This is a genomic window from Shewanella sp. SM68 (assembly GCF_025653925.1).
In the GTDB taxonomy this organism is placed as follows: Bacteria; Pseudomonadota; Gammaproteobacteria; order Enterobacterales; family Shewanellaceae; genus Shewanella; species Shewanella oncorhynchi.
Window position 1 is genome coordinate 73,746 of sequence record NZ_JAKKRU010000003.1, and the last position, 24,551, is coordinate 98,296.

Below are 24,551 nucleotides of genomic sequence, written 5' to 3' on the forward strand. Positions count from 1 at the left end.
ATACCTGAAATTGGATTGTGCTTAAGTGTCTTGTCTGCCCGCACTCGATAAATTTTTGCAAAACTATCATCAAGCTTACTTAACGAGTTTAGGTGAACTACCGCGTTATTACCCACAGGGTGAGCCTTCTGTGTGTATTCAAGGCGAATTTCAACCGGATCTTGAACAGGCCGTTTCTTGGCAGCCAGTGAAACGCAAAGTTGAAGGCAGTTTCGCCAATGTAGAGCATGCACTGGAGTTAACTTTATGGCCAGAGATCAATGATTTTTACGGTCATTATTTCTCCGCCCCAGTATTATTTGACTCTAAGTGGGGCACAGGGGAGTTACTGCAAGTCTGGAATGATGACGATTTTAATTGCCTGCAACAAAACTTGATTGGTCATCTGATGATGAAGAAAAAACTGAAGCAGTCACCGACTTGGTTTATCGGTCTGTTAGATGAGGGAGATAAAATGCTCACCATCAATAACAGTGATGGTAGCGTATGGATTGAAATCCCTGGTGAAGTGCAATCTGAGCAATTGTCCTCGAGTTTGACTGCGTTTATTGAAGCATTATCGCCACGGATAGCACCACCCGTTAAACATGAAGAATTACCTATGCCCGCATTAGAACATCCTGGTATTTTCGCCAGTTTTAAACGTATGTGGCAAAACCTTTTCGGTAAACGTTAACTTCTGTGAGCGACATTTTTATTCTTAACCTAAGTATTAACTCAATCTAAGCGTGGCTTATCTTAGGTTGAGTTTTGCAAGGGGATAAACAGGTGTTATTGATGATCCCAAGACAGATTCGACACTATGCGGCAAGGTTCGCAGCGAAAATGGAACATATCCAATAAAGGTTCATCGAGTTTCCAATCATGACTGCCACAACGTGGGCAAGGTCGCGTTTTTTCTGTGGCTAAATCTTGGCCGCCAACGCGATATAAGTAGTAATAGGTCGGGATCTGAGTGAGATATTCGATACGACCGCGCAAATCCCAACCTCTGCGAAATAAATCACTGTCAGGACTCGATAATTCCTCTAGCGCAGCAAATTCTGCCTTGGTGGCCGCCGCCATTTGTAGCTCGTCGCAGGCTTGCCATTCGCTCTGCCAACGGATAATACGTTTATGATCGCCATTAAAGGTTGCGGGTATACGGTACAGGGGAATGGGCAATAAATTGTCGCCGCTGCGTAGGGGCGAGCACATATGCACAAAACTGGTGTATAGCAGTTGCCAGCTGGGTGTTTCGGTATTACTTACTTCAGAATTGATATCCTGACCAATAAACTTTTCCCGCGGCGCGAGTAGTTTAGCGTCGGTTAATTCTACTAAGGCTTTTTTGACCCAAGGGCTGTGATATTTGTGCGCTAAACTGCTTTTCTCTGGCATCAATAAACGCACTCTAAACTCACCGTCATTAAAGGCGACCGCAAATTCTCGCCCTAAGATTTGGCCATTAGCTCGATAGGCTTCAAGGAGCTGATTAATGGCCTTCTCGGCGGCAGAGATCGTGGTGTCGGCGAAGCATTCGAAGCGCAGTTCAGTGACAAACATTAAGCTGTTTTTCCTTGGATTTCTAATAAGTTGATGCGTTGTTTAAGTTCAAGCAGTTCGTTTTTTAATTGCATTATTTCTGTTTTTTGCTGCTCAGCATGACGTTCAAAATACGCCTGTTGCATCTGCAGGCGCTCGGCGAGCATTGCAAGGGTTAAGGTATCGTTAGTTGCGGGAACGTCAGTTGTAGGGCTGATAGTTTGCAACTCAGCTAAACGCTCGCGCTCCGCCTTAGGCATAGATTTAAATTGCTGTAAGCCTTGGATCAATATCGGTAAAGGTAGGCTACTACCTAAACGGGTTTTAATTAAGGCAAGGCTCGGTACTTTACCGCAGGCTTCGAGCGAACGTGCGGCCGCTAATACTTGGTCAAGGGGACTCATAATTAGCAAAATTCCTTAATTTGTTGAATTGTTTAAACCAATTTTAAAATAATAATTATTTTTTTCATTTAAAAACAGTGTGTTGTCTTGTGGCATTTATTTTGCTTATTGTCCAGCCGAAATACCATTTTTTAAGCTTCAATAATAATTACACAGGATGTCACATGATGAACCATAAATTGAATAACAAACTTATCGCCATCACTTTTTTAGGGCTCGCAAGCTTAGGTCTTAGCGGCTGCGTGGTCAATGTCGGTGATGGGGAATCGGGCTGGGATAGCAGCGAATCTTGGGAGAAAGTGCAGGATAAAAATCGCACTAACTTAACCAAACTGAGCTTAGGCATGCCTAAAGACCAAGTGATGATCTTAATGGGCACCGCTGATTTTAGTGAAGCCTATATTCAACAAAGTGCTCAACAAGGTGAAGCCAATAAAGAAGTCTTAGTGTTGTTTTATCGTACCCAGCGTAATAATGGCGATGGAAAAACCACTAAGGATGAATGTACGCCTATCGTGCTGAGCAACAATGCCTTAGTGGGTTGGGGTGAAACGGCTTACGGTAAAATCTGAACCAACGAGTCTTATCGTTTACGTAGCTGAGTGTCTAATTGCTCAATGGGCTCAGTCCAGAGGGCATCGGCTTCTAAACCTTCAATGATAAAGCTCTTTTGGGCAGGGGTCCAAAAGGGCGCTTGGCTTAAATGGATGTGATGGTCGATATCATGGGTTGCAATAAACTGCGCTATGGCCTCGTCGCTACTGTCTAAACCGAGTTGCTCAAACAAGTGGCCTAAGTCTACTGGAGTTGTATCCATCATTATTTCCTTTTCAGTATAGTGCCTTCGTTTAGAGTAAGCGCCTGATTGAAAAATGCAATCTATGATTAAAATTTGCACTTTTTAGTTTCCTTGGTAGATTAACAGTTACGCATAAAAAAGTGTGAGCTAAGTCAAGGAATGCTAACGATGGACAATGAAATTCTGGAGGACTGCCGCGCAGTCTATTTGACCGCGGAAGACTTACGCATTGCCGCTTCTATTCTCTATAACGCTTACCATGATGATCCTTTTTTTGTCGATTCACTCTTTACCTCAGACAAAGCCGCTTATGAGCAAAAATTGCGCGCCGCAATCAGGGAAGAACTCAATACGTTATGGCAACAAAAACAAGCCCTCATTGGTTTATTCGACCATGAAAGACTCTTTGGGTTAGCCTGTGTCGTTACTCAAGAAGTGCCTTTAGGGGAAGGGCGTTATTGGCATTGGCGCTTAAAGATGTTGTTAGGTACAGGTTGGCAATCGACTCAAGCGCTAATGAACAAAGAGTCCAGTATTATTGAACTTTTACCCAGTAAGCACTGCGGTATTTTGCAGTTTATTGCTCTTGCACCAAATGAACAGCACAAAGGACTTGGACATAAGTTAGTACAAGCTGTGGTGAGTTGGTGTGATGAGCAGCCTGATTTGGATGGCATTGGTGTGTTTATCGCTCAGGAGAACCACTTGCAACTGTTTACTCAGCATGACTTTGTATCCATAGGCGAGCTGAGTATTGGCAGTATTCATGGCCAACTTTTATTCTATTCGGTTCAACAAGATGACTAACTCTTATAAACGTTTCGCCGATTTTTATCCTTTCTATTTATCCCAACACCAGCACCCGACTTGTCGGCAATTGCACTTTGTTGGCAGTTGTTTAGTTCTGCTGCTGATTGGCATTGCCTTGGTTTCACAAGCTTGGTGGCTATGTTGGTTTATTCCTATTGTTGGTTATGGTTTTGCATGGGTGGGACACTTCGTATTTGAGAAGAATCGACCCGCGACATTTCAGTATCCTTTTTACAGTTTGATGGCAGATTGGGTGATGTTTGCGCAGATGATCTGCCGCTTTTTTAAACGTTAAAAAAACTGCCCGAGTGAGATGCCCATGCCCGTGTGAGAGATCGCTTACAAACGTTGTAGGACATAATGTTTTCTTTTTGATTGTTTTTTGTTCTACAATATTTAATTTTAAATAGAATCATTGGGTTGTATTTATTTTTCTTTGGTTGGTCCGTAATTAATTTTGTAGTCCGTTCTTTGAGCCGAACAAAAACGTTAGGGTTAACGTAGAATTCACTCATGGCCAAAGCAAATGGATAGCAAGGAAAGCGAAACAGGCCAAAGGGACGCAAGAAGCAACGAATTAAGATTTCAAGGTTGAAATCGCTGACGGTAGGAAAACTGTCATTCGCCTCGGATAGGCTAAGGAAAAGCAGGATTGCTTTTCAAGGATGATTAGGGACAGTGATTTGTATCGTCAGGATGATGAATTTCAGGAAGAATACAGGACACGCTTAAGGATTAAGCATGAACTCGAAACAGGATGTGTCGAGATAAGGATAAAGTATAAGGGTGAACAGCTTGTACTAATCTATGGAAAATAAATTTTGCAGGATGCAATAGGAATACGTCATAGGAAATGACAGGCTCTGTAGAAAGGATTTACAGGTCAAGGGACTGAGTGTTATCTCACGTAAGTTTGATACACAGGGACAAAAGGGATTACAGGGACGATGCAGGACGCAAGCAGACGCATGGATGGTGCAGGGAGCACAAATCGAGCAGGACGGCTTACAAAGGATAAATGGGGCGCACTTTAGTTGCGCCCTTTTCTTTGGTTCATTTTCAGCATTAATCTGGCTTTGCCAAGCTATAACGCTATTCACATAGACTTTATCTTAACGCTGCTTAAAGACTTCACACCGTAAAGCATGTTCACCAGTCCTACTTCTCTTATTGCCCAATGATTTACTCTCTGTGTTGTCTGTGTTCTGGTCATGCGCCGAATGCTTGTCTAATATTGAGCGATAGCGGTTTATGCATAAGTCCTTCAGGGGAGAACATCTAGCGCTTTGCTTACTTTTGATTCTAATTGCCATCCTCCGTGTAAGAGATCTCTCACAAGTATGTAAGTAATTTGTAAGTCAAAAGGGTGGTTATGTCTTGGGTTGGTTATTATTTTTATTTATATCAGTCGGTTAGTATATTTGCCATCAATTGAGCCCTCTATTTTCGTTAACATTTTAAATAATCCACAATGAGTACTTTCGTTGGTTGGCGTAGAATTCATCTTGTAGAAGGAATTGCGGGCAACAGGATGTTGGCGATCAGGATGATCGAACAGTGACTAAGGAATGTGACTTAAGGAAAGATAGGGATATAGGCCTTTCAGGATGAAAGAGAGCCAATACTAAGGAAGGGAGACTATCAAGGATTGATAGACTCATTGCATAGGATGGCAATGGCACAGGGAGTGCAATTGAATGGATGCAATATCCGTTTCATGGATGATGATGGAACCGCTCAGGAAAGAGCAAGCTTGGGACTGGATGACCAAGAGATAGGGAAGTACATGAGTACAAGGACCTCAAGGATTGAGCAGGGATGAAGCAGGACGCAGATTGACGCATGGATGGTGCAGGGAGCACAAAAATAGCTGGATAGCTTAACAGAGAATAGGAGGGCGTGGCTTTAGGGCCGCGCCCTTTCTTTTTTAACTTTTACAGTGAGTTATTTTTTAGCCGTATTTACGATAAAAAAGAATGATGTCTTGCTCTCTATGTTGGCTCACATTTTATTTGAACCAACATTGTCGATAAAAGCTTAATGGCATTTGCCTGAGCTACAACCACTTTGCGTACCACACCCGCCAAACTTACCCTGTGACGTTGGGGCTTCATGCCATTCAGGCTCAGGGAAGATAGGCCATTCAATCTTTTGAATTTTCTTGCCTTGCATCCAAATATGGCCACGGTATTGGTTAATGCCGTCGGTGCTGAATTCAAATAAATATTTCGCTTTCCAACAAATCCCCGTGGTGCCGCCAATACTTGGGCGGGCAGTTTCCATGGCAATGGCTAACAGTTGAACTTTTTGTCGCCAACATTCTTTTTCGGCAAAAATACGGCTCAACTCTGCCATTTGGCGTAGTTGCCAAAAGAATGCGGCAATCACGACGAGGCCAATAATTAACAGTAAATCTGACATCATTTGCTAGCTGCCTTAAACAAACCACCTATGGCTTGTGATAGTTGAACACTTCGATTGGGATTTCTTAATTCGCCTAGTAGTTGATTGCGCAAACTAGGAATAGCCACAATATCAGCAAAGACCTGATTAAAAAAGGCTTGGGGCTGCAGTGCTAAAGCTTCTAAGTAAAGACTGCGACTTGAATCTTGTTTTAATACCGACCAGTTTCGTCCGGCAATGCTGATGAGGGCATTGGTATCTAAAGAGGATTGGCCGTGTAGATGCTCAAACGCTTTTTGGCTGTGTTTAGCGCTAGAAGCTAGAGCGCGAAGGAAATAGGCTTGGTGTTCTGGAGCCGCGTCTTGAAGTTTCGCTAGAATCTTATCGGCGAGTGTGTCGCTAATCAGTAAGTGTTCAAGACATTGGCATAGGGCGATTTGCACTTCAATGGCGGCTGTATCAAAACTCGATACCAAGTGCTGCTCATGATCAAATTCTTTTGCACGTACACACACATCAGCTATGCCTTGCATTCCAATATGTTGCCATTGTGATGGGGCAACTTGGCCTGACAGATATTGCACGGCAAACTCGTATTGTGATGAAGCGCGTTGGCCAAGTTGTTTACGAACGAGTGCGTTAAATACGGCCAGTTTTTCTTGGCTTGGCTTGAAATTAAAGGGATTATTCGCGAGTTGTTCTTGCTGCTCATCACTGAGCGGCTGAGTGGGATCTTGCCCTAATGCCGCTAATATCATTTCGATAAATTGTGAGCGCGGTGCAGGCGACAGTAATCCTTGCTCATCTAACGCCAGTTTTAGAAACCAAATAAAGTGTTGCTGACTGGCATCCCAAAAGACGATAGCAAACTGCGCATGTCCTTGAATAGGGTAAGGATAAGGGGTAGCGAGAGATTCTATTTGGTGAAACGCGAGCATATCAATATGTTGCACCCTACGGCCAAGATCATACACTTGGAACTGGGTTTTGGCTGTGGTTAAAAACTGGCTTAAAGTTGTAATTTCAGTCATTTGGCTGCCATATCAATCAAAGAGGCTCAATAAATTGGCGCCATTATAGGGGGAAGTGCGTCTGGATGGTATGATTGCGGCACTTTAATCGACCTATTCGGCCAGTGAATTGTGGGAAGTTTTCGAATCACACAGGGCTAATATGAGAATGGATCTGAAAGCTATGTTATACAGTCAAACCCAAGCTAAATTGGCTCAGATTACTCACGCGCTGCAAGCGGCCGAGTTGTGGTCTGAGCAAGCGCCTTCTGCCGCAGCAATGGCAAGCACAGCACCTTTTGCCTGTGATCTTATGCCCCTTGAGCAGTGGCTGCAGTTTATTTTGCTGCCTAGAATGCAGACTTTAATCGAAACGGGGGCGCCATTGCCGACGCAAATTGCGATTGCCCCTATGGCTGAACATGTTTGGCAGGATATGCTCCCGCGCCAAACTTTAATTAGCCTATTGAATGAATTGGATATGTTGTTAAATGAATCAAGATGATATCTGGCTTGAAACGCCTGAAAATGCAGTGAATGTATCCCAAGAGGATGATTCAGAAGAGCAGGCGCCTGAGATTGAAATTCTTTATGAAGATGAGCACTTAGTGGCAATTCATAAACCCGCAGGCTTATTGGTCCACCGCAGTTATTTAGCGCGTCGGGAGCGATTTTTTGCCATGCAGCTGACCCGTGACTTAGTGGGCTGTCATGTGTTTCCTGTACATCGTCTCGACAGGCCGACATCCGGCGTGCTCTTGTTTGCCAAGAGTAGTGAAGTGGCTAATGCTCTGTGTGAGCAATTTGCTTCCCATACGATTGAAAAACAATATTTGGCTTTAGTGCGCGGTAATATGTATGAGAGCGGTATTTTAGATTATGCGCTTAAGGTTGAGTTGGATGAATTAGGCGATAAGAATGCCGATCCTAATAAAGCGGCGCAGGAGGCTGTGACGGCGTATGAGCCGTTACTCAATACTGAAATTCCGTATCCGTCAGGCCGATATCCCACTAGCCGATTCGCACTGGTACGCTTGAGTCCTAAAACGGGGCGTAAGCATCAGCTTAGAAGGCATATGGCACATTTACGCCACCCCATCGTCGGTGATACCACCCATGGCGACGGTAAGCAAAATACGTTTTTTCGTGAGCATTTCGGTATTAATCGCCTGTGGCTTATCGCGAAAAAACTCACCTTTACACACCCAATAACTCAAACTCGGCTCAGCATAGAAACCGAGCTTGAGTCCGAGTGGGAAACTGTGTTTGCCGAGCTAGGTTGGGATGAGGCGACCTTGAGTCAGCAAGCTGAGTTATTCATCGCCCAAGAGGCGTGAACAGCAAGCGGCCAATGCTTGATATGGTGATATCAACTTAGCCGCGTGAATAAAATTAAGTGCATTCACTTTGCTTTGTTATTGAAACTAAAGTCATCGAATTTAAAACGAGGTGGATTGCTTAATCGAGGAGTTGTGGCGTTTGTGCTGTTTGTGGCCGCAGCTCTTGCATCATGACAGCTAAGGTTGAGAATCCAGACGTGAGTGCAAGTGGCGATATGAGATTTTGCTGGGCGGAGTGGAAGTAGTTTTTACGTCGAATATGGGTTGTTTTGTGGTGCTGCTTGAGGTGTTTTTGGCGGGTGGACTGTCGCATTAGATATTTTCTCACGCTCAATGGCTTGATTTATAAAAATTTGCGCCTTAGCTTGCTCATACGCTGAACAATAAAGTAAGGTCAGCCTAATAAGGTTTGCAACGCGATGTGGAGTGTATCATGAAAAAGGTGAATCTGGTGTTTGGCACTGTATATGGTAGTGCACAATTTGCCGCTGAAACCCTAGAGAAAGAAATGCAAGTTTTAGGTTATGATGTCACATTGTGGCAACCTAATGAGGTAGCAAGCTTTATTCCTCCTCAGGATGAATTGTTAGTGGTGGTGACTTCGACGACCGGACAAGGGGACTTACCCGATGATATTCAGTCTTGGTACCATAATCTTAAACATCTAGCCCCCTATTTACCTGAGCTTAGATACAGTGTGATAGCTCTAGGTGATTCAAGTTATGAGACTTTCTGCGGTGCAGGTAAGTCGGTAGATGCACTCTTGAGTGAACTTGGCGCTAAGCCGCTGGTGGAATTACTCGAAATTGATGCCTGTGAAACCATGGAACCTGAGGTTGAAGCGATAAAATGGCTAGAACGCTGGAATCAAGTCGTCAAAACCGAGCTCGTCGCTTAGGTAGTTTCGTCAATCTACAGTGGTTTAAATTTGCCCAGCGCTTAAGCCAAGCGCTGCTTATTCCTATTGCCATTTTACCCGCCGCTGGGGTTATGCTCGGCTTAACCGTTAGTCCAATTCCTTTTATGCCCGAAGAGCTGACAGTGCTGATGCTGGCGGTGGGCAAACTCATTTTCGCCATTATGCCGATGTTATTTGCCGTGGCTGTCGCTATTGGTTTTTGTCGCGATCAAGGCATTGCCGCCTTTTCGGCAGTGTTTGGTTATGGGGTGATGACGGCGACGTTAGCCGCACTGGCCGATTTGTATCGACTTCCAACCCAACCTTTATTAGGAATGGATACCTTAGATACTGGGATTGCAGGTGGCATGATGCTCGGTGGTATCACTTGCCTCGCAGTCCGTTGGAGTCAATATATTCGCTTGCCTGCGATTTTCTCTTTCTTCGAGGGCCGTCGCAGTGCATCTTTACTTATTATTCCCCTAGCGATGAGCCTAGGTTATGTACTCGCCCATGTGTGGCCACCCTTAGCTTTATTGATTGAGCGCGTATCCGACTGGGCGGTTTATCAAAAACCGGCCATCGCCTTTGGCGTTTATGGCGCATTAGAGCGGTTACTTATTCCCCTTGGCTTACATCATATTTGGAATGCGCCTTTTTACCTAGAGGTGGGCCAATATCAGTTATTGGGGCATGAAGTCGTTCGTGGTGAGGTGGCGCGCTATTTAGCGGGCGATCCGCAGGCGGGAAACCTTGCCGGTGGTTATCTGATTAAAATGTGGGGATTACCGGCGGCTGCACTGGCAATGTGGCGCTGCGCTGACCCCTCTGAGCGGAATCGCGTGGCGGGCATTATGCTCTCGGCGGGGGCGGCAAGTTGGTTAACTGGGGTGACTGAACCTATCGAATTTGCTTTTATGTTTGTGGCGCCGATTCTATTTATTATTCACGCCTTACTCACTGGGCTCGCTTATTTTGTTTGTATTATGCTGGACATTCACCACAGCATAGTATTTTCCCAAGGGCTGGTGGACTTTACGCTGCTATTTCCATTGTCCCGTAATGCCAGCTGGTTTATTTTCCTTGGGCCTTTAACCGCCATAATATATTACCTGTTGTTTAGACTGAGTATTTTAGCCTTTAATTTGAAAACTCCCGGTAGGCTTGAGCATAACGACAGTAATGGACCCAAAGAAAGTTTACGGGCGATTATTGCGGCGCTCGGCGGGCGTGAAAATATCGTTGAACTTAATGCTTGTTTGACACGGTTACGCTTGAGCGTACACAAGCCCGAGTTAGTCAATAAGGTGCGTTTGAGTCAGTTGGGCGCTAAGGGCGTGATCGTTATGGGCAAAGGTGTGCAGGTGGTTTACGGCACTAAGGCCGAAACCTTGCGTAAAGTATTGCAGCGTTACTTAGATACTCGCCGCTAGGATTGTGTTTTTACAAAATTAACTGCTTAATTTTTACATTTTATTGATTCAAGCCTCTGAAATATCATTTTTATTTTCGCATTATAGGGTTTTCATACTGTTCAGCATGATTTGCTATGGCAAACTCGATGTAGGGACAATATAGGAGAGCCAACTTTGCAACAAATGACTGAAACTCGCGGTAATACTTCGCCATCCATAGAACGTAAAATCTTACTGACGGATTGCGCTGATGCCCAAGGCCTCATCGCTAAAATCACCAGTGTTTGTTTTACTCATAAACTGAATATCATCAAAAACAGTGAGTTTGTGGATAATGCCCAAGGGCGTTTCTTTATGCGAACTGAGTTAGAGGGCATTTTTAACAGCGAACAGTTATTGCAAGATCTGCGTGACGTACTGCCTACGCAAAATCATATGACGTTAGTTAGCGCGGGTAAAAAACGCATTGTGGTGTTAGTTACAAAGGAAGCGCACTGTTTAGGTGATTTGTTAATGAAAGCCTATTATGGTGGTTTAAGTGTCGAGATTGCCGCTGTGGTGGGTAACCATGATGCACTACGTGAATTGGCAGAGAAGTTTAACATCCCTTTTCATCTGGTGAGTCACGAAGGCTTAGACCGAATTCAACACGAGCAAGCACTGTTGGCCGCAGTATCACAATATGAGCCAGATTATCTGGTGTTGGCTAAGTACATGCGGGTGCTAACTCCAGATTTTGTGGCGCAATATCCTAATTGCATCATCAACATCCATCATTCTTTTTTACCTGCTTTTATCGGCGCAGCACCCTATCGCCAAGCCTGGGAGCGCGGGGTGAAAATTATCGGTGCGACGGCGCATTTTGTGAATAATTGCCTCGATGAAGGGCCGATTATCAAGCAAGACGTGATTCCCGTCGATCACAGTTATAGCGTCTTAGAAATGGCACGTGCTGGGCGTGATGTTGAAAAGAGTGTATTGAGTAAAGCGCTGCAATTAGTGCTCAACGAACAAGTGGTCGTGTACGGCAATAAAACGATCGTTTTTTAAGATGTAGGTGAGTCGTGGCAATGGCATGACATTCAGCGGCATTTATTTTAACCCGCGTCTGTCATGAAATCAGCTATCATTATGTTTATTGGAGATTTTATAGTGCTCACATTGGGGTGAACATAGCGGTATAGTGTATTGCCCATGCTCGAATTACAGGTCGGAGTGCTGGATGTCAACTCGTCAAAGCCTTATCGTTGGAATGAAAGACTTGCCCGATAGTTTGAATTTATCTTGGGCACAGCTAGATGAGCAGTTTTGTGTGCTACGGATGAGCCAAGCCTTTTACAGCCGTTGCAAACGCTCTGCGGCGCAAATCATTAATCAACCCATTAGCCAATTGTTTAGTGCTTTTAATGCTGAACTATGCGCCGATATAGTGAGGCGACGCGGCCAAGAAATCGGTTTTCAATTACAAGATCATCGCGGCATACGTGTGCATCTCGCGCTGCATTCTTTGCCTGAAATGGGATGGTACTTGATTCTATCCGACATCAATTTTGAAGATCCGCAGATGAAGGAGTTGCACTCGGATTATCGTCGAGCGATTCAAGCCAGCGATGCTTGGCTGCAACACATTGAAGATGTGATTAAATCCTCCCAAGAAGAAGTATTTAAAGTTGCAGTTTCTAAGGCGATGTCGCTCACTGGCAGTCGATATGGCTTTATTCTGTTGCATAACGAAAAGTTAAAAACACTCACACTCGCCGCGCGTTCTGAGTATCCCCACGCAGAGGCTAATCAAGCCGATTTTGTTGAAGATAATACCCAAGTGTCTGAACTTGAAAGCCGCGTATGGCTCGAATGTGTGCGAGATTATAAGCCGATCATCCAAAACCAAACCGACTCCCAAAGGCGCTTAGGGGATTTGCCCTTAGATAAACTGCTACTTGGAGGGCGTTACTTGGCGGTGCCGATTTTATTTCGCAGTCGCTTAGTGGGCATGCTGTGCGTGGTCGACCGTAACGAGCCTTATAGTCGTAATGATGCGAGATCATTACTGATTTTTGCCAGCATTTTATGGCACAGCATTGAACTACCACGCACATTGCGCGCGGTATCCCGCCAGTCCAAAATCATTAAAGCGCAAAAAGAGCAATTATCTCAATCGTTAACCCAGCTTATTAGTGCTATTTCTGAGGCATTAGAACTGAAAGATGCCTATACCGCAGGGCATCAAAAGTCGGTGGCGCAATTAAGTTATTTGATTGGTGAGAAATTAGGTTTAGACCCGCTGCGTTTAGAAGGGCTGAAGATTGGTGCCTTAGTCCATGATATCGGCAAGTTAGCGATTCCATCACAGATTTTGACAAAACCGTCAAAACTTTCAAAAGAAGAATACGCATTAATTCAGACTCACCCATTACATGGTGCTGAAATTATTGAGGATGTGGAGTTTCCTTGGCCCATTAAAGAGATGATTTTACAGCATCATGAGCGGCTCGATGGCTCAGGTTATCCCGCGGGCTTAAAGGATAAGGCCATTTTATATGAGGCGAAAATTATTGCCGTCGCCGATGTTGCCGATTCGATATTGTCCCACAGGCCTTATCGCCCATCGTTAGGGCTGGAGAAAATGACTGAAGTGCTGCGTGCGGGTAAAGGGACACTTTTTGACCCTGAGATAGTCGAAACTTGTTTAGCGATTTTGATTAATCGAGAGTTGAGTATTAGCGATCATATTGGTGCTGCGCCGCTTGAACCTTTAGTCACGATTTCACTCGACCATGAGTTAGTTGATATTAAGCGTTTACTTACGACTGCCCATGCTAAGGTGGCAGTGGTATTGGATGAGCAACATAAGATACTTGGGGTGATCACCAGCCGCTTACTGGAACATTGGTTTAGCCCATTACTTGGCACTGCGGCGGAGCGTGAACAGGATAGGACATCTTTACATAAAAAAGCCCATCAGATCATGGAGCATTCAGTGCCTATTATCAGTGAGGTGGCCACATCGGAAGATGCATTACTGCAGTTGAATTTACTAGACTCAGAATATCTTGTGGTGGTGAACAAAGCGCAGCAGCCGTTGGGGATTATCGGCTGGCGGGCCATTGCCATGACGAGAAATGCATTTCGTGAAGTAGAGCGCTTGATTTAAGTACTTTATTAAACAGTTATTATAAAGCTGGGCAGTAATCGCTTAATCGTAGGTTAAATAGTTCTGATAATAAAAAGATGCCCTTAGGCATCTTTTTATGGAACTCATGTTATCGAACAAATGCAGTGACTGTTAATCAACAATACGCAGTAATTCGTTGATACCCACTTTACTGCGGGTTTTTGCATCGACTTTCTTAACGATAATAGCGGCATAGAGGCTGTATTTGCCACAGGCTGATGGCAGGTTGCCAGAAACAACAACAGAGCCTGCTGGTACACGACCGTAATGCACTTCGCCAGTTTCGCGATCGTAAATTCGAGTGCTTTGGCCGATATACACGCCCATAGAAATCACTGAGCCTTCTTCAACCACAACGCCTTCAACAATCTCAGAACGTGCACCGATAAAGCAGTTATCTTCGATGATGGTTGGGCCCGCTTGCAATGGCTCAAGTACGCCACCAATACCTACGCCGCCAGATAAATGCACGTTTTTACCGATTTGTGCACATGAGCCAACTGTCGCCCAAGTGTCAACCATAGTGCCTTCATCAACATAGGCACCTAAGTTCACATAGGATGGCATCAACACGGTATTTTTACCGATAAATGAGCCTTTACGTACTGTCGCCGAAGGCACTACACGAATGGCTTCCGCTTTAAAGCGGGCTTCATCATATTCGGCAAATTTTAACGGCACTTTGTCGAAGTATTTGGTTTCGGCGCCATCGATAACCACGTTATCGAAAATACGGAAGGACAGTAATACCGCCTTTTTCAGCCATTGGTGCACATGCCATTGTCCGTCGATTTTCTCGGCGACACGGACTTCACCTTTATCGAGCATATTGATGACATTTTGCACATCGCTGCGCACACCGGCGTCAACTGTGCTTGGTGTGATGTCGGCGCGCGCTTCAAAAGCCGCCTCAATACGTTGGCGTAAAGCCTCCATTTACTTCTCCCACTGGTCTCGTTAATTAACTGATTCGATATTCTTTGCACTCAGGGCACTGATTAAAGCGTCCCTGAGGGTATTCTCTTGGGTTTCGTTAAGTTGCAAGCCGTCATTGGTCTGCAGCATAAAAAAGTCTTCGGCTCGCTCACCAATGGTGGTGATTTTGGCCGCAAGTAATGTTGTGTTGCAACGGTAAAAGATATCCCCGACTTTTGCCAGTAATCCTGGAGAATCTAAGGCGATAAGCTCCATCATACTTGTACCATGACGACTGCTTTCGAGGAAACTCACTTGTGTCGGCACATTAAAAGGTTTCATTTTGCGCGATAGTTTTCTAAAGCGCGGTAGTTTTGGACTGTCGCTCGACAGGGCTTTCTCAAGCGCCTTACGGATACTTTGGATGCGTGAAAGCTGGCTAACGGGCTCACCATCTTGCTCTAAGATCACAAAGGTATCGAGGGCATAATTATCTTTTGACGTCATGATGTTGGCATCATGGACGTTGATATTTTTATTGTCGAGTACCGCCATCACAGTTGCGAACAATTTAGGTCTGTCTTGGCAATAGACAAATAGCTCAGTACCACCACGGGTGGTGTGTTTGGACACTAAGACTAAAGGCTCATCCTGTTGTTTGTGCTTTAAAATCGCTTCGGCGTGCCACGCGACTTGATTTGGCTGGTGGCGTAAAAAGTAATCTGCCTTAAAACGTTGCCACAGGGCATCGAGATCTTTCTCTTTCAATCCGCGGCGCAGCAGCTCTTTTTTTGCCTTGGCTTGGTATTCACGCACTCTGGCACGAATATCGACGGGTTTTTCTTTACCGCGGGCGAGCACTCTTTGGGTCGAAAAGTACAAATCGCGCAGCAGTGAGCCTTTCCAGTTGTTCCAGGTTTTTTCGTTGGTGGCGCAGATATCGGCGACGGTTAAGCAGTACAGATAGCTTAAATGCACGGCATCGCGGACTTTATTGGCAAAGTCGGCCACCACATCGGGATCGGAAATATCGCGGCGCTGGGCGGTGACAGACATCACCAGATGATTTTCAACCAGCCAAGCGACTAGACGGCCATCGTGATCGTTTAACCCGTGCAGCTTACAAAAGGCGAGGGCATCGCTTGAGCCTAGTTTACTGTGATCGCCACCGCGACCTTTGGCGATATCGTGGAAGATAGCGCCTAATACGAGTAAACCTTTTTTAGGCAGTTGGTTGATGAGAATCGAGCCTAAGGGAAATTCTTCTTTTTGTTCGGCTTGGGAAAAACGCTCGATATTGAGCAGTAATCTGTGGGTGTGTTCATCGACCGTATAGGCGTGGAACAGGTCGAACTGCATTTGGCCTTCAATATTTCGCCATGCGGGTAAATAGGCCGATAACACGCCGTGTTTATGCATTAAAGACAAAGCAACAATGCCGCGAGGGTGGCGCAGAATTTCCATAAAGGCTTGGCGACAAAGCGGGTTTTCTTGCAAGGCTTGAGATTGTGCGCGTCTTGCTCGGCGCAGCGAACGCAGCGTTGGTGCGTAAATGCCTTTGATGTTGGAGTTTTTAGCGACTAACAAAAACAGCCGGACAATTTCTTCGCCGCTATCGAAAAGATCATCGCTTAGCGCTTCAATAAAAGTGCCACGGCGCTGGTAGTGTTTATCTATCGATTGAATTTCTAAAGCTTTTGTATGGCCTAATGTTGCCCGTTTAAACAGCTGCAGCAACATTTCGTTTAGCTCCATCACTCGGCGTACCGTGCGATAGTAACGTTTCATCATTTGCTCAACAGCAAGCTGGGTGGCGTCTTCATACCCCATTAGCTCGGCAACTTGGCGCTGTACATCAAAGAGTAAGCGATTTTCATCGCGACCGACCACCATGTGCAGGGCAAAGCGTATCTTCCACAAAAAGTGCTGACATTCGAGCAGCTCTTCTAGCTCACCAGACTCTAAAAAGTCGTATTGGACTAATTCTTCGAGGCGAGCGGCGCCAAAGTGACGCATGGCTACCCAAGCAATGGTTTGAATATCCCTAAGACCACCGGGACAACTCTTGATATTGGGTTCTAAATCGAAGGCGCTGGCTCTGGCATGGCGGGCATTTTGCTCATCCCGTTTTGCGATAAAAAAATCGCTTGAAGTCCAAAAGTCACTCTGACGAATCGCATCATAAAGTTGATCGAATAAAAATTCGGGCCCTTCGAGCAATCGTGCCTCTAACAGATTGGTGGCTATGGTGATGTCTTCACGGCCGAGGATAATCGTGTCGTTTAACGTACGGACACTGTGGCCGATTTCCAGATTGGCATCCCACAGAAAGGCAATAAACTGACTGAGTGCCGCTTCGGCGGCGGGTGACAAGATATCATTAAACAGGAACAGCAAGTCGACATCTGAGTGGGGATGCAGCTCCCCACGGCCATAGCCGCCCACGGCAATCAAGGCAATATCATATTCCCTTAGACCGTGCTGTTCCCAAGCTTGCTTGACAAGGGCATCGACAAATTGACAGCGCTGCGTGACGAGCTCTTCAATCGGGGTTTTAGCCTTAAAACTGGCCAAAAGAATCTGATTCTGTTCGATTAATGATTGTTTAGCGAGCAGAGCTATATTCATCGAGTCCCTTGTTTTTATGCTTGTTAGTATGGCCTATCGCTCGTGATTGATGATACGTGGGAAATCCTCATCCTCACGCAGGGTAAGTACTTCAACCCCTTTTTCAGTCACCAGTAAGGTATGTTCCCACTGGGCTGAATTTTTACCATCGGAGGTCGTTACCGTCCACTTATCATCGCGATCGAGTATGGTCGTGTGGCGACCAGCATTGATCATAGGTTCAATGGTGAAACACATGCCTGGGCGTAATACAGTGTTATCGCCGTTACGGTAATGCATAACCTGAGGTTCCTCATGGAAACCCGAGCCAATACCGTGGCCACAATAATCTTGCACGATGGAATATTTCTCAAGGCCTGTTTTACTTGCTTTGATGAATTTTTCGATAGTATTGCCAATTTCACCCAGTTTTAAACCTGGACGCACCTTACGAATAGCCAAATACAAGCTTTCTTGCGCAATGCGGCACAGACGTTTGTCCTTCGCGCTCACTTCACCGATTAAAAACATCATCGAGGTATCGCCGTGATAACCGTCTTTAATCACTGTGATGTCGATATTGAGGATATCGCCTTCTTTCAATGGTGGGTTGTCGTTTGGAATGCCGTGGCAAATCACATGGTTTACAGAAGTACAAATGGATTTAGGAAAACCATGGTAGTTAAGCGGCGCCGAAATCGCACCTTGCTCTTCGGTATATTTGGCGCAGAGGTCATTGAGCTCATTGGTGGTCACGCCCGGTTTAACATGCGGCGCGATCATTTCTAATACCTGTGCGGCTAGTTTGCCCGCAGCACGCATTTTTTCAATTTCTTCAGCGGTCTTGATGACTATACTCATTGCGTTTTCTCTTGTGTCTTTAATGTCTGTTGGCCACGCAACCTAATGCAAAAATTTGTGCTTTAGGGCTATTTATGGTATAAAGCGCGCCGTTATGTTTAAGTCTTGATGAATTGTCCAAGCCAGCTTTTGCGCTGCTTTGATACTTGCAAGACTAAAGATGGCGGTCATTATACATGGCTATTTGTCTAAATACTAAATCACACACGTGTCGACACATTCTTCGGGGTGCCCTCAGTTGTTATATAAGGGGTCGAAGACATGGGATACGTGGAGGTCTAACCCCCTAAATTTTAAGGTAATAGAAATGACTACAGTTTCAATGCGCGATATGCTTCAGGCCGGTGTCCACTTCGGTCACCAAACCCGTTACTGGAACCCAAAAATGAAGCCATTCATTTTCGGTGCTCGCAACGGTGTTCACATCATCAACCTTGAGCATACTGTGCCAATGTTCAATGAAGCGCTAGCTTTCATCAGCAACGTAGCTTCAAAGAAAGGTAAAGTATTATTCGTTGGTACTAAACGTGCTGCTGGCGAAGCGATCAAAGAAGCTGCTCTGTCTTGTGACCAGTACTATGTTGATCACCGCTGGTTAGGCGGTATGCTGACTAACTGGAAAACCGTTCGTCAGTCAATCAAACGTCTGAAAGAACTGGAAAGCCAATCAGTAGACGGTACTTTCGACAAGCTGACCAAGAAAGAAGCGCTGATGCGTACTCGTGAGCTTGAAAAGCTGGAAAAATCTTTAGGTGGTATTAAAAACATGGGCGGCCTGCCAGACGTATTATTCGTCATTGGTGCTGACCATGAGCATATCGCTATTAAAGAAGCTAACAACCTGGGTATCCCTGTTGTTGCAGTTGTTGATACTAACTCTGCGCCAGATGGTGTTAACTACATCGTTCCTGGTAACGACGACGCTATGCGTGCTATCCGCCTGTACACTTCTTCTGTTGCTGCTGCTGCAAAAGCTGGCCGTGGTCAAGATTTGGCTGTTCAAGCTGAGCAAGACGGTTTCGTAGAAGCCGAATAATAATAAGGCGGGATGATTATCATCACCCTTATTAACCAAGATTTTTGATTGGTTAACAGGGGCCATTCGGCCCCTGTTTTATATCTGCAAATTAGTCGATTTTTTATAGAGGATTTAACAATGGCAATTACTGCTGCCCAAGTTAAAGAACTGCGCGACCGTACTGGCGCAGGCATGATGGATTGTAAAAACGCTCTGACAGAAGCTAACGGCGACATGGAGTTAGCAATTGACAACATGCGTAAGTCTGGCGCTGCTAAAGCGGCTAAAAAAGCGGGTAACATCGCTGCTGACGGTACAATTCTGATCAAGAATGGCGAAGGTTTCGCTGCGCTATTAGAAGTTAACTGTCAAACTGACTTCGTTGCTAAAGATTCAAACTTCTTAGCATTCGCGAACGCAGTATTAGATGCCGCTGCTGCATCTAAAGTGACTCTTGAAGATTTAAAAGCACAGTTTGAAGATGCACGCGTTGCATTGGTAACTAAAATCGGTGAAAACATCAACATTCGTCGTGTTGAGTACATCGATGGTGCAAACCTATCTTCATACCGTCACGGTGAGCGCATTGGCGTTGTTGTTGCCGGTGAAGCTGACGAAGAAACCTTAAAGCACATCGCAATGCACGTTGCTGCTTCTAAGCCTGAATACGTGAACCCAGAAGATGTTCCTGCAGAAATCGTTGCAAGAGAACAAGCTCTGCAAATCGAAATGTCAATGAACGAAGGCAAATCGGCAGAGATCGCTGAGAAGATGGTTCTTGGTCGTATGAAGAAGTTCACCGGTGAGATTTCTCTGACTGGTCAAGCTTACATCATGGAACCAAAGAAAACTGTTGGCGAAATTCTGAAAGAGAAAGGCGCTAAAGTCACTAACTTCATTCGTTTAGAAGTGGGTGAAGGTATTGAGAAGAAAGAAGAAGATTTCGCGGCTGAAGTTGCTGCTCAAATCGCTGCTTCTAAAAAGGCTTAATCGCCAACGCTAAATACCCCCAAGACCGCGGCAATAGCTGCGGTCTTGTTATGACCAGGATAAAAATTATGAGCACCAATCCAAAACCCGCATTTAGACGCATTCTTCTTAAATTAAGTGGCGAAGCACTGATGGGCGACGAAGGCTTCGGCATCGACCCTAAAGTATTAGATCGCATGGCTCAGGAAGTGAAAGAGCTGGTTGAGCTGGGTATTCAGGTGGGTGTGGTTATTGGTGGTGGTAATCTGTTTCGCGGTGAAGGCCTAGCAAAAGCAGGCATGAACCGTGTGGTGGGCGATCACATGGGTATGCTGGCAACGGTTATGAACGGCTTGGCAATGCGAGACGCCCTGCACCGTGCCTATGTTAATGCTCGTCTGATGTCAGCTATCCCGTTAAAGGGTGTGTGTGATGATTACAATTGGGCTGAAGCGATCAGCTTGCTAAAATCTGGCCGAGTGGTTATTTTTGCTGCCGGTACAGGTAATCCTTTCTGCACGACCGATTCTGCGGCCTGTTTACGCGGCATTGAAATCGAAGCTGAAGTCGTATTGAAAGGCACTAAAGTCGACGGTGTATACTCTGAAGACCCAATGAAGAACCCAGATGCTGTTAAGTATGATGAAGTGACTTATGCGGAAATTCTGGAAAAAGAATTAAAAGTAATGGACTTAGCCGCCTTTACTATGGCGCGTGATCACGACATGCCTATTTTAGTCTTCAACATGAATAAGCCTGGCGCTCTACGCCGCGTTATCATGGGTGAAGAAGAAGGCACGCTGATCAGAGCGAAAAAAGTTATTTAATGACCAAGAAGGACATTTAACGTGATTGAGAACATTAAGAAAGATGCGCAAGAGCGTATGGGTAAATGCGTTGACGCGACTAAAAACCAAATGGCAAAAGTGCGTACCGGTCGTGCCCACCCAAGCCTGTTGGATTCCATTCAAGTCTCTTACTACGGCACTATGACGCCACTAAACCAAGTGGCTAACGTGGGCGTTGAAGATTCACGCACTCTGTCTGTGACTGTGTTTGACCGTAGTGCTATCCAAGCCGTTGAAAAGGCTATTATGAGCTCTGATTTAGGTCTGAATCCTATGTCAGCTGGCGCGACATTACGTATTCCATTACCCGCGTTGACTGAAGAACGTCGTAAAGACTTCATCAAAGTGGTGCGTAACGAAGCTGAAAACGGTCGTATTGCTATCCGTAACGTGCGTCGTGATGCTATTTCTGAAGTGAAAAAGCTTGAAAAAGCTAAAGCTTGTACTGAAGATGATGTGCGTCGCAGTGAAGAAGAAGTGCAAAAGTTCACCGATGCTCACATTAAAAAGGTCGATGAGATTTTAGCGGCCAAAGAAATTGAGTTGATGGAAGTCTAATCTCAGTTCGATAAGCTAGAGTTGATGCGCCGTGTAGGGGTATACTACACGGCGTTTGTCTATTTTAAAGGGCTGTATTAGATGTCATCCACAGTGGAACTTGATCCGCACCCTAGGACGAGTGAGAGTGATTTATACACTCAAACGACCTTGCCGGGACAATTACCCGAACTCGTGAAACAGTCGTTACCTAAGCATGTTGCTATTATCATGGATGGCAATGGGCGTTGGGCACAAACCCAAGGTAAACCACGAGTGATGGGACATAAGGCTGGTGTTAAGGCCGTTAGAAGAGCCGTAAGCACGGCAAGCCAATTAGGCATTGAATCGCTAACCTTATTCGCATTTTCTAGCGAGAATTGGCGTAGACCCGATAAAGAAGTCAGCTTGCTGATGGAGTTGTTTTTTACCGTATTACAGCGCGAAATTAAATTGCTGGATAAGAATCAGGTTAAGCTCAACATTATTGGCGATATCAGCCGCTTTTCGGCGCGATTACAGAAACAAATTGCTGCTGCTCAAGAGAAGACATCTCGCAATACTGGCTTGGTTCTGAATGTTGCGGCTAACTATGGTGGCCGTTGGGACATACTTCAAGCAGCACAAAAATTAGCGGAAAAGGTCGAAACTGGCGAAATGACCAGCAGTCAGTTCACCGAAGAAGCCTTAAGTGCACATTTGTGCATGCAAAATCAGAGTGAAGTTGATTTAATGATCCGCACGGGCGGGGACTGTCGCATCAGCAATTTTGTGCTGTGGCAGGCGGCCTATGCAGAATTGGTGTTTACCGACACCCTTTGGCCTGATTTCGATGAACAGGCTTTTCATGAAGCGATAGCCATTTTTGCAAGTCGCCAGCGCCGTTTTGGTCTGACTGGAAGTCAGATTGATGAGATGCGTGCATTGTAAAACCTCATGAGGGATTTTTTTTGCTAAAACAACGAATAATAACAGCAATTTGGTTAGTTCCATTAGTTTTGGGGGCGATATTTTTGCTCCCTGCCAGCTACTTCGCCTGGGCCTTGGTTGCCGTCTTCCTTATTGCAGCAAAGGAATGGGGAAGAATTATCGATAATCAGTGTGATGTCACTCAGTGGAGCTTTACCTTCACAGTCGGCATTCTATTGGTGGCAATTAATCTGATTGTGCCAATTGATGCAGTTTGGTTAAGCCACCAGTTACATCCTATCTATTTGGCCATTCTCTATATTGGTGCATTCTGGTGGTTAGCATCACTATTATTAGTGGTAACTTATCCTAAAAGCGCTAAGTTCTGGCAAAAGAATCCTATGTTTAAGTCCATGTTTGGACAGTTAACCTTAGTGCCTTGCTTTGTTGCTCTTATCGCACTCAAATCCATTAGCTCACAAACTTCACCCTATTACGGCCCAGTGTTAGTACTGTTAGTGATGTTGATTGTGTGGGCCGCAGATTCTGGGGCTTACTTCGTCGGTAAAGCGATAGGTAAAACGAAACTGATGCCTGCAGTGAGCCCTGCTAAAACCTTGGAAGGCCTAGTTGGTGGTTTAGTGACGACTATGCTCGTGGTTGCAGGTGTTATGTATTATTCGCCAGAGCAAGAACTGGGTTTAGTTGTGGCAGTGACCTTATTTGTTGCTTTAGTGTCAGCGCTGGGCGATTTATCTGAGAGTATGTTTAAGCGTGCGGCCTGTATTAAAGATTCTGGCACTATTTTGCCCGGTCACGGCGGCGTGCTCGACCGCATCGACAGCCTGACTGCAGCCTTGCCGGTGTTTACCCTGATCTACATTGCATTCTGGATGTAACGCTATGCAAAATATGGTGATTTTGGGTGCTACCGGTTCAATTGGTGCTAGTACCTTAAGCGTGATTTCGGCTAATCCATTGGCTTATAGCATCTATGGATTGGTGGCCAATGCGAGCGTTGATAAGATGCTGGCTTTGTGTGTAGCCCATAAACCGAAAGTCGCGCATATGGTGGATGAAGAGGCTGCGAAACAGTTACGCGCCGTTTTACCCGCTGCGCTCAATATCCAAGTCACTACTGGCATAAACGATTTACTCGGTTTAGTGACGGCTGCCGAAGTGGATACTGTAATGGCAGCGATTGTCGGGGCGGCAGGGCTAGTACCAACCCTTGAAGCCGTGAAGGCGGGAAAGCGAGTATTACTGGCCAATAAAGAAGCTTTAGTCATGTCGGGTGAGTTGTTTATTGAGGCGACTAAGCGCTCTGGTGCTGTGCTCTTGCCCGTGGACAGTGAGCATAATGCTATCTTTCAATGTTTACCCCTAGAAGTACAGGCTAACCTCGGCCGTTGCGATTTAGCTGCGTCGGGTATATCCCATATTTTGTTAACCGGTTCTGGCGGACCTTTCCTGCGGTCGGATCTTGCGACACTTGCGGCCATGACGCCTGCCCAAGCCTGTAAACACCCTAATTGGTCCATGGGACCTAAAATCTCTGTTGACTCCGCCACTATGATGAATAAGGGTTTAGAGTTCATTGAGGCGCGGTGGTTGTTTAACACTCAGGCTGAGCAACTTAAAGTGGTTATTCATCCGCAAAGCGTGATCCACTCTATGGTGCAGTACCGTGATGGTTCGGTTATCGCCCAAATGGGTAACCCTGATATGCGCACACCGATTGCCCATTGCATGGCTTATCCGCAAAGAATTCATTCGGGCGTTGAACCTTTAGATTTTTTCAAAGTCGGACAGTTAAGCTTTTATGAACCTGATTTTGAACGTTTCCCTTGTTTGGCTTTGGCTATGGAGGCGTGTGCCCAAGGCCAAGAGGCAACAACCGTATTAAATGCTGCCAATGAGGTCGCTGTTGAAGCATTCTTGCAGGGGCAAATTGGTTTTACGCAAATTGCAAAAGTGAATGAGGCTTGTTTAGTCACTGTGCCTAAACGTCCTATGGGCAGCATAGAAGATATTTTAGCCTTAGATGCGCAAACCCGCGTCTATGCGCGTGAGACATTAGCAAGCATCGCTTAGCAATAGCTGAGTGAT

At 45.4% G+C, this 24,551-nt stretch carries 26 protein-coding genes; 17 read left to right on the plus strand and 9 right to left on the minus strand.

The window, feature by feature from the left end:
- Positions 1 to 25: 25 nt before the first annotated feature.
- Positions 26 to 676: a SecY-interacting protein gene (gene syd, locus L5M40_RS05900; RefSeq protein WP_028760624.1), complete on the plus strand. Its 651-nt coding sequence runs from the start codon at positions 26 to 28 to the stop codon at positions 674 to 676.
- 95 nt (positions 677 to 771) lie between these two features.
- Here syd and L5M40_RS05905 read toward each other — a convergent pair whose 3' ends face one another.
- Together L5M40_RS05905 and L5M40_RS05910 are read right to left on the minus strand one after the other, a co-directional pair.
- Positions 772 to 1,545, minus strand: a complete 774-nt coding sequence (locus L5M40_RS05905; protein WP_105249732.1) for a Zn-ribbon-containing protein — start codon at positions 1,543 to 1,545, stop codon at positions 772 to 774.
- Entirely contained in the window at positions 1,545 to 1,928 is a 384-nt protein-coding gene (locus tag L5M40_RS05910) for a hypothetical protein (RefSeq protein ID WP_263175361.1), read from the minus strand. The genes L5M40_RS05905 and L5M40_RS05910 overlap by 1 nt, the downstream gene beginning before the upstream one ends.
- A 164-nt stretch (positions 1,929 to 2,092) precedes the next feature.
- Here L5M40_RS05910 and L5M40_RS05915 point away from each other — a divergent pair, with 164 nt between their 5' ends.
- Positions 2,093 to 2,500 (plus strand): DUF3192 domain-containing protein, encoded by a 408-nt coding sequence (locus L5M40_RS05915; protein WP_028760621.1) that lies wholly within the window; start codon positions 2,093 to 2,095, stop codon positions 2,498 to 2,500.
- Positions 2,501 to 2,511: 11 nt separating this feature from the next.
- Here L5M40_RS05915 and L5M40_RS05920 read toward each other — a convergent pair whose 3' ends face one another.
- Positions 2,512 to 2,745, minus strand: a complete 234-nt coding sequence (locus L5M40_RS05920; RefSeq protein ID WP_263175405.1) for a DUF2789 domain-containing protein — start codon at positions 2,743 to 2,745, stop codon at positions 2,512 to 2,514.
- A 150-nt stretch (positions 2,746 to 2,895) separates the two neighbouring features.
- Between L5M40_RS05920 and L5M40_RS05925 the strand changes: the two genes are divergently transcribed.
- Positions 2,896 to 3,534 carry a GNAT family N-acetyltransferase gene (locus tag L5M40_RS05925; protein ID WP_131523813.1) on the plus strand — a complete coding sequence of 213 codons (639 nt, stop codon included), beginning with the start codon at positions 2,896 to 2,898 and terminating at the stop codon, positions 3,532 to 3,534.
- Complete coding sequence (locus tag L5M40_RS05930; RefSeq protein WP_263175359.1) at positions 3,527 to 3,832, plus strand: DUF962 domain-containing protein; 306 nt, start codon at positions 3,527 to 3,529, stop codon at positions 3,830 to 3,832. The genes L5M40_RS05925 and L5M40_RS05930 overlap by 8 nt, the downstream gene beginning before the upstream one ends.
- Positions 3,833 to 5,574: 1,742 nt before the next feature.
- On the opposite strand, the gene L5M40_RS05935 is transcribed toward L5M40_RS05930, so the two are convergent.
- Both L5M40_RS05935 and L5M40_RS05940 read right to left on the minus strand, forming a co-directional pair.
- Positions 5,575 to 5,961 (minus strand): DUF3301 domain-containing protein, encoded by a 387-nt coding sequence (locus L5M40_RS05935; protein WP_263175358.1) that lies wholly within the window; start codon positions 5,959 to 5,961, stop codon positions 5,575 to 5,577.
- Positions 5,958 to 6,971, minus strand: a complete 1,014-nt coding sequence (locus L5M40_RS05940; RefSeq protein WP_263175357.1) for a DUF3549 family protein — start codon at positions 6,969 to 6,971, stop codon at positions 5,958 to 5,960. The genes L5M40_RS05935 and L5M40_RS05940 overlap by 4 nt, the downstream gene beginning before the upstream one ends.
- A 163-nt stretch (positions 6,972 to 7,134) precedes the next feature.
- Between L5M40_RS05940 and L5M40_RS05945 the strand changes: the two genes are divergently transcribed.
- Positions 7,135 to 7,455, plus strand: coding sequence for a YqcC family protein (locus tag L5M40_RS05945; protein ID WP_263175356.1), 321 nt, complete (start codon positions 7,135 to 7,137; stop codon positions 7,453 to 7,455).
- Positions 7,442 to 8,287 (plus strand): tRNA pseudouridine(65) synthase TruC, encoded by an 846-nt coding sequence (truC, locus tag L5M40_RS05950; protein ID WP_263175355.1) that lies wholly within the window; start codon positions 7,442 to 7,444, stop codon positions 8,285 to 8,287. Before L5M40_RS05945 ends, truC begins: the two co-directional genes overlap by 14 nt.
- Before the next feature lie 121 nt (positions 8,288 to 8,408).
- Here the strand turns inward: truC and L5M40_RS05955 are convergent, their stop codons facing one another.
- Entirely contained in the window at positions 8,409 to 8,603 is a 195-nt protein-coding gene (locus L5M40_RS05955) for a hypothetical protein (RefSeq protein ID WP_105249725.1), read from the minus strand.
- A gap of 120 nt (positions 8,604 to 8,723) precedes the next feature.
- On the opposite strand from L5M40_RS05955, the gene L5M40_RS05960 reads away from it, so the two are divergent.
- The 4 genes from L5M40_RS05960 to L5M40_RS05975 all read left to right on the plus strand — a co-directional run bounded on the left by L5M40_RS05960 (position 8,724) and on the right by L5M40_RS05975 (position 13,757).
- On the plus strand, positions 8,724 to 9,188 hold the full coding sequence (locus tag L5M40_RS05960; protein WP_113938961.1) for a flavodoxin: 465 nt from the start codon (positions 8,724 to 8,726) through the stop codon (positions 9,186 to 9,188).
- Entirely contained in the window at positions 9,140 to 10,621 is a 1,482-nt protein-coding gene (locus tag L5M40_RS05965) for a PTS transporter subunit EIIC (protein ID WP_263175354.1), read from the plus strand. The genes L5M40_RS05960 and L5M40_RS05965 overlap by 49 nt, the downstream gene beginning before the upstream one ends.
- Before the next feature lie 165 nt (positions 10,622 to 10,786).
- On the plus strand, positions 10,787 to 11,653 hold the full coding sequence (purU, locus tag L5M40_RS05970; RefSeq protein ID WP_263175403.1) for a formyltetrahydrofolate deformylase: 867 nt from the start codon (positions 10,787 to 10,789) through the stop codon (positions 11,651 to 11,653).
- A gap of 172 nt (positions 11,654 to 11,825) precedes the next feature.
- Positions 11,826 to 13,757 carry an HD domain-containing phosphohydrolase gene (locus L5M40_RS05975; protein WP_263175353.1) on the plus strand — a complete coding sequence of 644 codons (1,932 nt, stop codon included), beginning with the start codon at positions 11,826 to 11,828 and terminating at the stop codon, positions 13,755 to 13,757.
- A 132-nt stretch (positions 13,758 to 13,889) separates the two neighbouring features.
- Here L5M40_RS05975 and dapD read toward each other — a convergent pair whose 3' ends face one another.
- From dapD to map, 3 genes are read right to left on the minus strand one after another with little or no spacing between them, the layout of a single operon-like run.
- Positions 13,890 to 14,714, minus strand: a complete 825-nt coding sequence (dapD, locus tag L5M40_RS05980; RefSeq protein WP_028760609.1) for a 2,3,4,5-tetrahydropyridine-2,6-dicarboxylate N-succinyltransferase — start codon at positions 14,712 to 14,714, stop codon at positions 13,890 to 13,892.
- Positions 14,715 to 14,735: 21 nt separating this feature from the next.
- Positions 14,736 to 17,321, minus strand: a complete 2,586-nt coding sequence (gene glnD / locus L5M40_RS05985; RefSeq protein ID WP_263175352.1) for a bifunctional uridylyltransferase/uridylyl-removing protein GlnD — start codon at positions 17,319 to 17,321, stop codon at positions 14,736 to 14,738.
- 33 nt (positions 17,322 to 17,354) lie between these two features.
- Positions 17,355 to 18,185 carry a type I methionyl aminopeptidase gene (gene map / locus L5M40_RS05990; protein WP_226058787.1) on the minus strand — a complete coding sequence of 277 codons (831 nt, stop codon included), beginning with the start codon at positions 18,183 to 18,185 and terminating at the stop codon, positions 17,355 to 17,357.
- A 283-nt stretch (positions 18,186 to 18,468) separates the two neighbouring features.
- Here map and rpsB point away from each other — a divergent pair, with 283 nt between their 5' ends.
- The 7 genes from rpsB to ispC all read left to right on the plus strand — a co-directional run bounded on the left by rpsB (position 18,469) and on the right by ispC (position 24,536).
- The gene (rpsB, locus tag L5M40_RS05995) at positions 18,469 to 19,197 is read left to right on the plus strand and encodes a 30S ribosomal protein S2 (RefSeq protein ID WP_028760607.1); all 729 of its coding nucleotides are present in this window, start codon (positions 18,469 to 18,471) and stop codon (positions 19,195 to 19,197) included.
- 120 nt (positions 19,198 to 19,317) lie between these two features.
- Positions 19,318 to 20,169: a translation elongation factor Ts gene (tsf, locus tag L5M40_RS06000; protein WP_028760606.1), complete on the plus strand. Its 852-nt coding sequence runs from the start codon at positions 19,318 to 19,320 to the stop codon at positions 20,167 to 20,169.
- A gap of 68 nt (positions 20,170 to 20,237) precedes the next feature.
- Positions 20,238 to 20,975, plus strand: a complete 738-nt coding sequence (gene pyrH, locus L5M40_RS06005) for a UMP kinase (protein ID WP_006080981.1) — start codon at positions 20,238 to 20,240, stop codon at positions 20,973 to 20,975.
- A 21-nt stretch (positions 20,976 to 20,996) separates the two neighbouring features.
- Positions 20,997 to 21,554, plus strand: a complete 558-nt coding sequence (gene frr, locus L5M40_RS06010; protein WP_012088724.1) for a ribosome recycling factor — start codon at positions 20,997 to 20,999, stop codon at positions 21,552 to 21,554.
- An 81-nt stretch (positions 21,555 to 21,635) separates the two neighbouring features.
- A complete protein-coding gene (locus L5M40_RS06015; RefSeq protein ID WP_028760605.1) occupies positions 21,636 to 22,463 on the plus strand; it encodes an isoprenyl transferase in 828 nt (275 codons plus the stop codon).
- A gap of 20 nt (positions 22,464 to 22,483) precedes the next feature.
- Positions 22,484 to 23,341: a phosphatidate cytidylyltransferase gene (locus tag L5M40_RS06020; protein WP_219250179.1), complete on the plus strand. Its 858-nt coding sequence runs from the start codon at positions 22,484 to 22,486 to the stop codon at positions 23,339 to 23,341.
- Positions 23,342 to 23,345: 4 nt separating this feature from the next.
- Positions 23,346 to 24,536, plus strand: coding sequence for a 1-deoxy-D-xylulose-5-phosphate reductoisomerase (gene ispC / locus L5M40_RS06025; RefSeq protein ID WP_263138103.1), 1,191 nt, complete (start codon positions 23,346 to 23,348; stop codon positions 24,534 to 24,536).
- Positions 24,537 to 24,551 lie beyond the last annotated feature (15 nt).

What these genes read in the sequence shown, in the direction of transcription:
- L5M40_RS05905 (WP_105249732.1), bottom strand. Translation starts at nt 1,545, where the DNA reads ATGTTTGTCACTGAACTGCGCTTCGAATGCTTCGCCGACACCACGATC.
- L5M40_RS05910 (WP_263175361.1), bottom strand. Translation starts at nt 1,928, where the DNA reads ATGAGTCCCCTTGACCAAGTATTAGCGGCCGCACGTTCGCTCGAAGCC.
- L5M40_RS05915 (WP_028760621.1), top strand. Translation starts at nt 2,093, where the DNA reads ATGATGAACCATAAATTGAATAACAAACTTATCGCCATCACTTTTTTA.
- L5M40_RS05920 (WP_263175405.1), bottom strand. Translation starts at nt 2,745, where the DNA reads ATGGATACAACTCCAGTAGACTTAGGCCACTTGTTTGAGCAACTCGGT.
- L5M40_RS05925 (WP_131523813.1), top strand. Translation starts at nt 2,896, where the DNA reads ATGGACAATGAAATTCTGGAGGACTGCCGCGCAGTCTATTTGACCGCG.
- L5M40_RS05930 (WP_263175359.1), top strand. Translation starts at nt 3,527, where the DNA reads ATGACTAACTCTTATAAACGTTTCGCCGATTTTTATCCTTTCTATTTA.
- L5M40_RS05935 (WP_263175358.1), bottom strand. Translation starts at nt 5,961, where the DNA reads ATGATGTCAGATTTACTGTTAATTATTGGCCTCGTCGTGATTGCCGCA.
- L5M40_RS05940 (WP_263175357.1), bottom strand. Translation starts at nt 6,971, where the DNA reads ATGACTGAAATTACAACTTTAAGCCAGTTTTTAACCACAGCCAAAACC.
- L5M40_RS05945 (WP_263175356.1), top strand. Translation starts at nt 7,135, where the DNA reads ATGTTATACAGTCAAACCCAAGCTAAATTGGCTCAGATTACTCACGCG.
- truC (WP_263175355.1), top strand. Translation starts at nt 7,442, where the DNA reads ATGAATCAAGATGATATCTGGCTTGAAACGCCTGAAAATGCAGTGAAT.
- L5M40_RS05955 (WP_105249725.1), bottom strand. Translation starts at nt 8,603, where the DNA reads ATGCGACAGTCCACCCGCCAAAAACACCTCAAGCAGCACCACAAAACA.
- L5M40_RS05960 (WP_113938961.1), top strand. Translation starts at nt 8,724, where the DNA reads ATGAAAAAGGTGAATCTGGTGTTTGGCACTGTATATGGTAGTGCACAA.
- L5M40_RS05965 (WP_263175354.1), top strand. Translation starts at nt 9,140, where the DNA reads ATGGCTAGAACGCTGGAATCAAGTCGTCAAAACCGAGCTCGTCGCTTA.
- purU (WP_263175403.1), top strand. Translation starts at nt 10,787, where the DNA reads ATGACTGAAACTCGCGGTAATACTTCGCCATCCATAGAACGTAAAATC.
- L5M40_RS05975 (WP_263175353.1), top strand. Translation starts at nt 11,826, where the DNA reads ATGTCAACTCGTCAAAGCCTTATCGTTGGAATGAAAGACTTGCCCGAT.
- dapD (WP_028760609.1), bottom strand. Translation starts at nt 14,714, where the DNA reads ATGGAGGCTTTACGCCAACGTATTGAGGCGGCTTTTGAAGCGCGCGCC.
- glnD (WP_263175352.1), bottom strand. Translation starts at nt 17,321, where the DNA reads ATGAATATAGCTCTGCTCGCTAAACAATCATTAATCGAACAGAATCAG.
- rpsB (WP_028760607.1), top strand. Translation starts at nt 18,469, where the DNA reads ATGACTACAGTTTCAATGCGCGATATGCTTCAGGCCGGTGTCCACTTC.
- tsf (WP_028760606.1), top strand. Translation starts at nt 19,318, where the DNA reads ATGGCAATTACTGCTGCCCAAGTTAAAGAACTGCGCGACCGTACTGGC.
- pyrH (WP_006080981.1), top strand. Translation starts at nt 20,238, where the DNA reads ATGAGCACCAATCCAAAACCCGCATTTAGACGCATTCTTCTTAAATTA.
- L5M40_RS06015 (WP_028760605.1), top strand. Translation starts at nt 21,636, where the DNA reads ATGTCATCCACAGTGGAACTTGATCCGCACCCTAGGACGAGTGAGAGT.
- ispC (WP_263138103.1), top strand. Translation starts at nt 23,346, where the DNA reads ATGCAAAATATGGTGATTTTGGGTGCTACCGGTTCAATTGGTGCTAGT.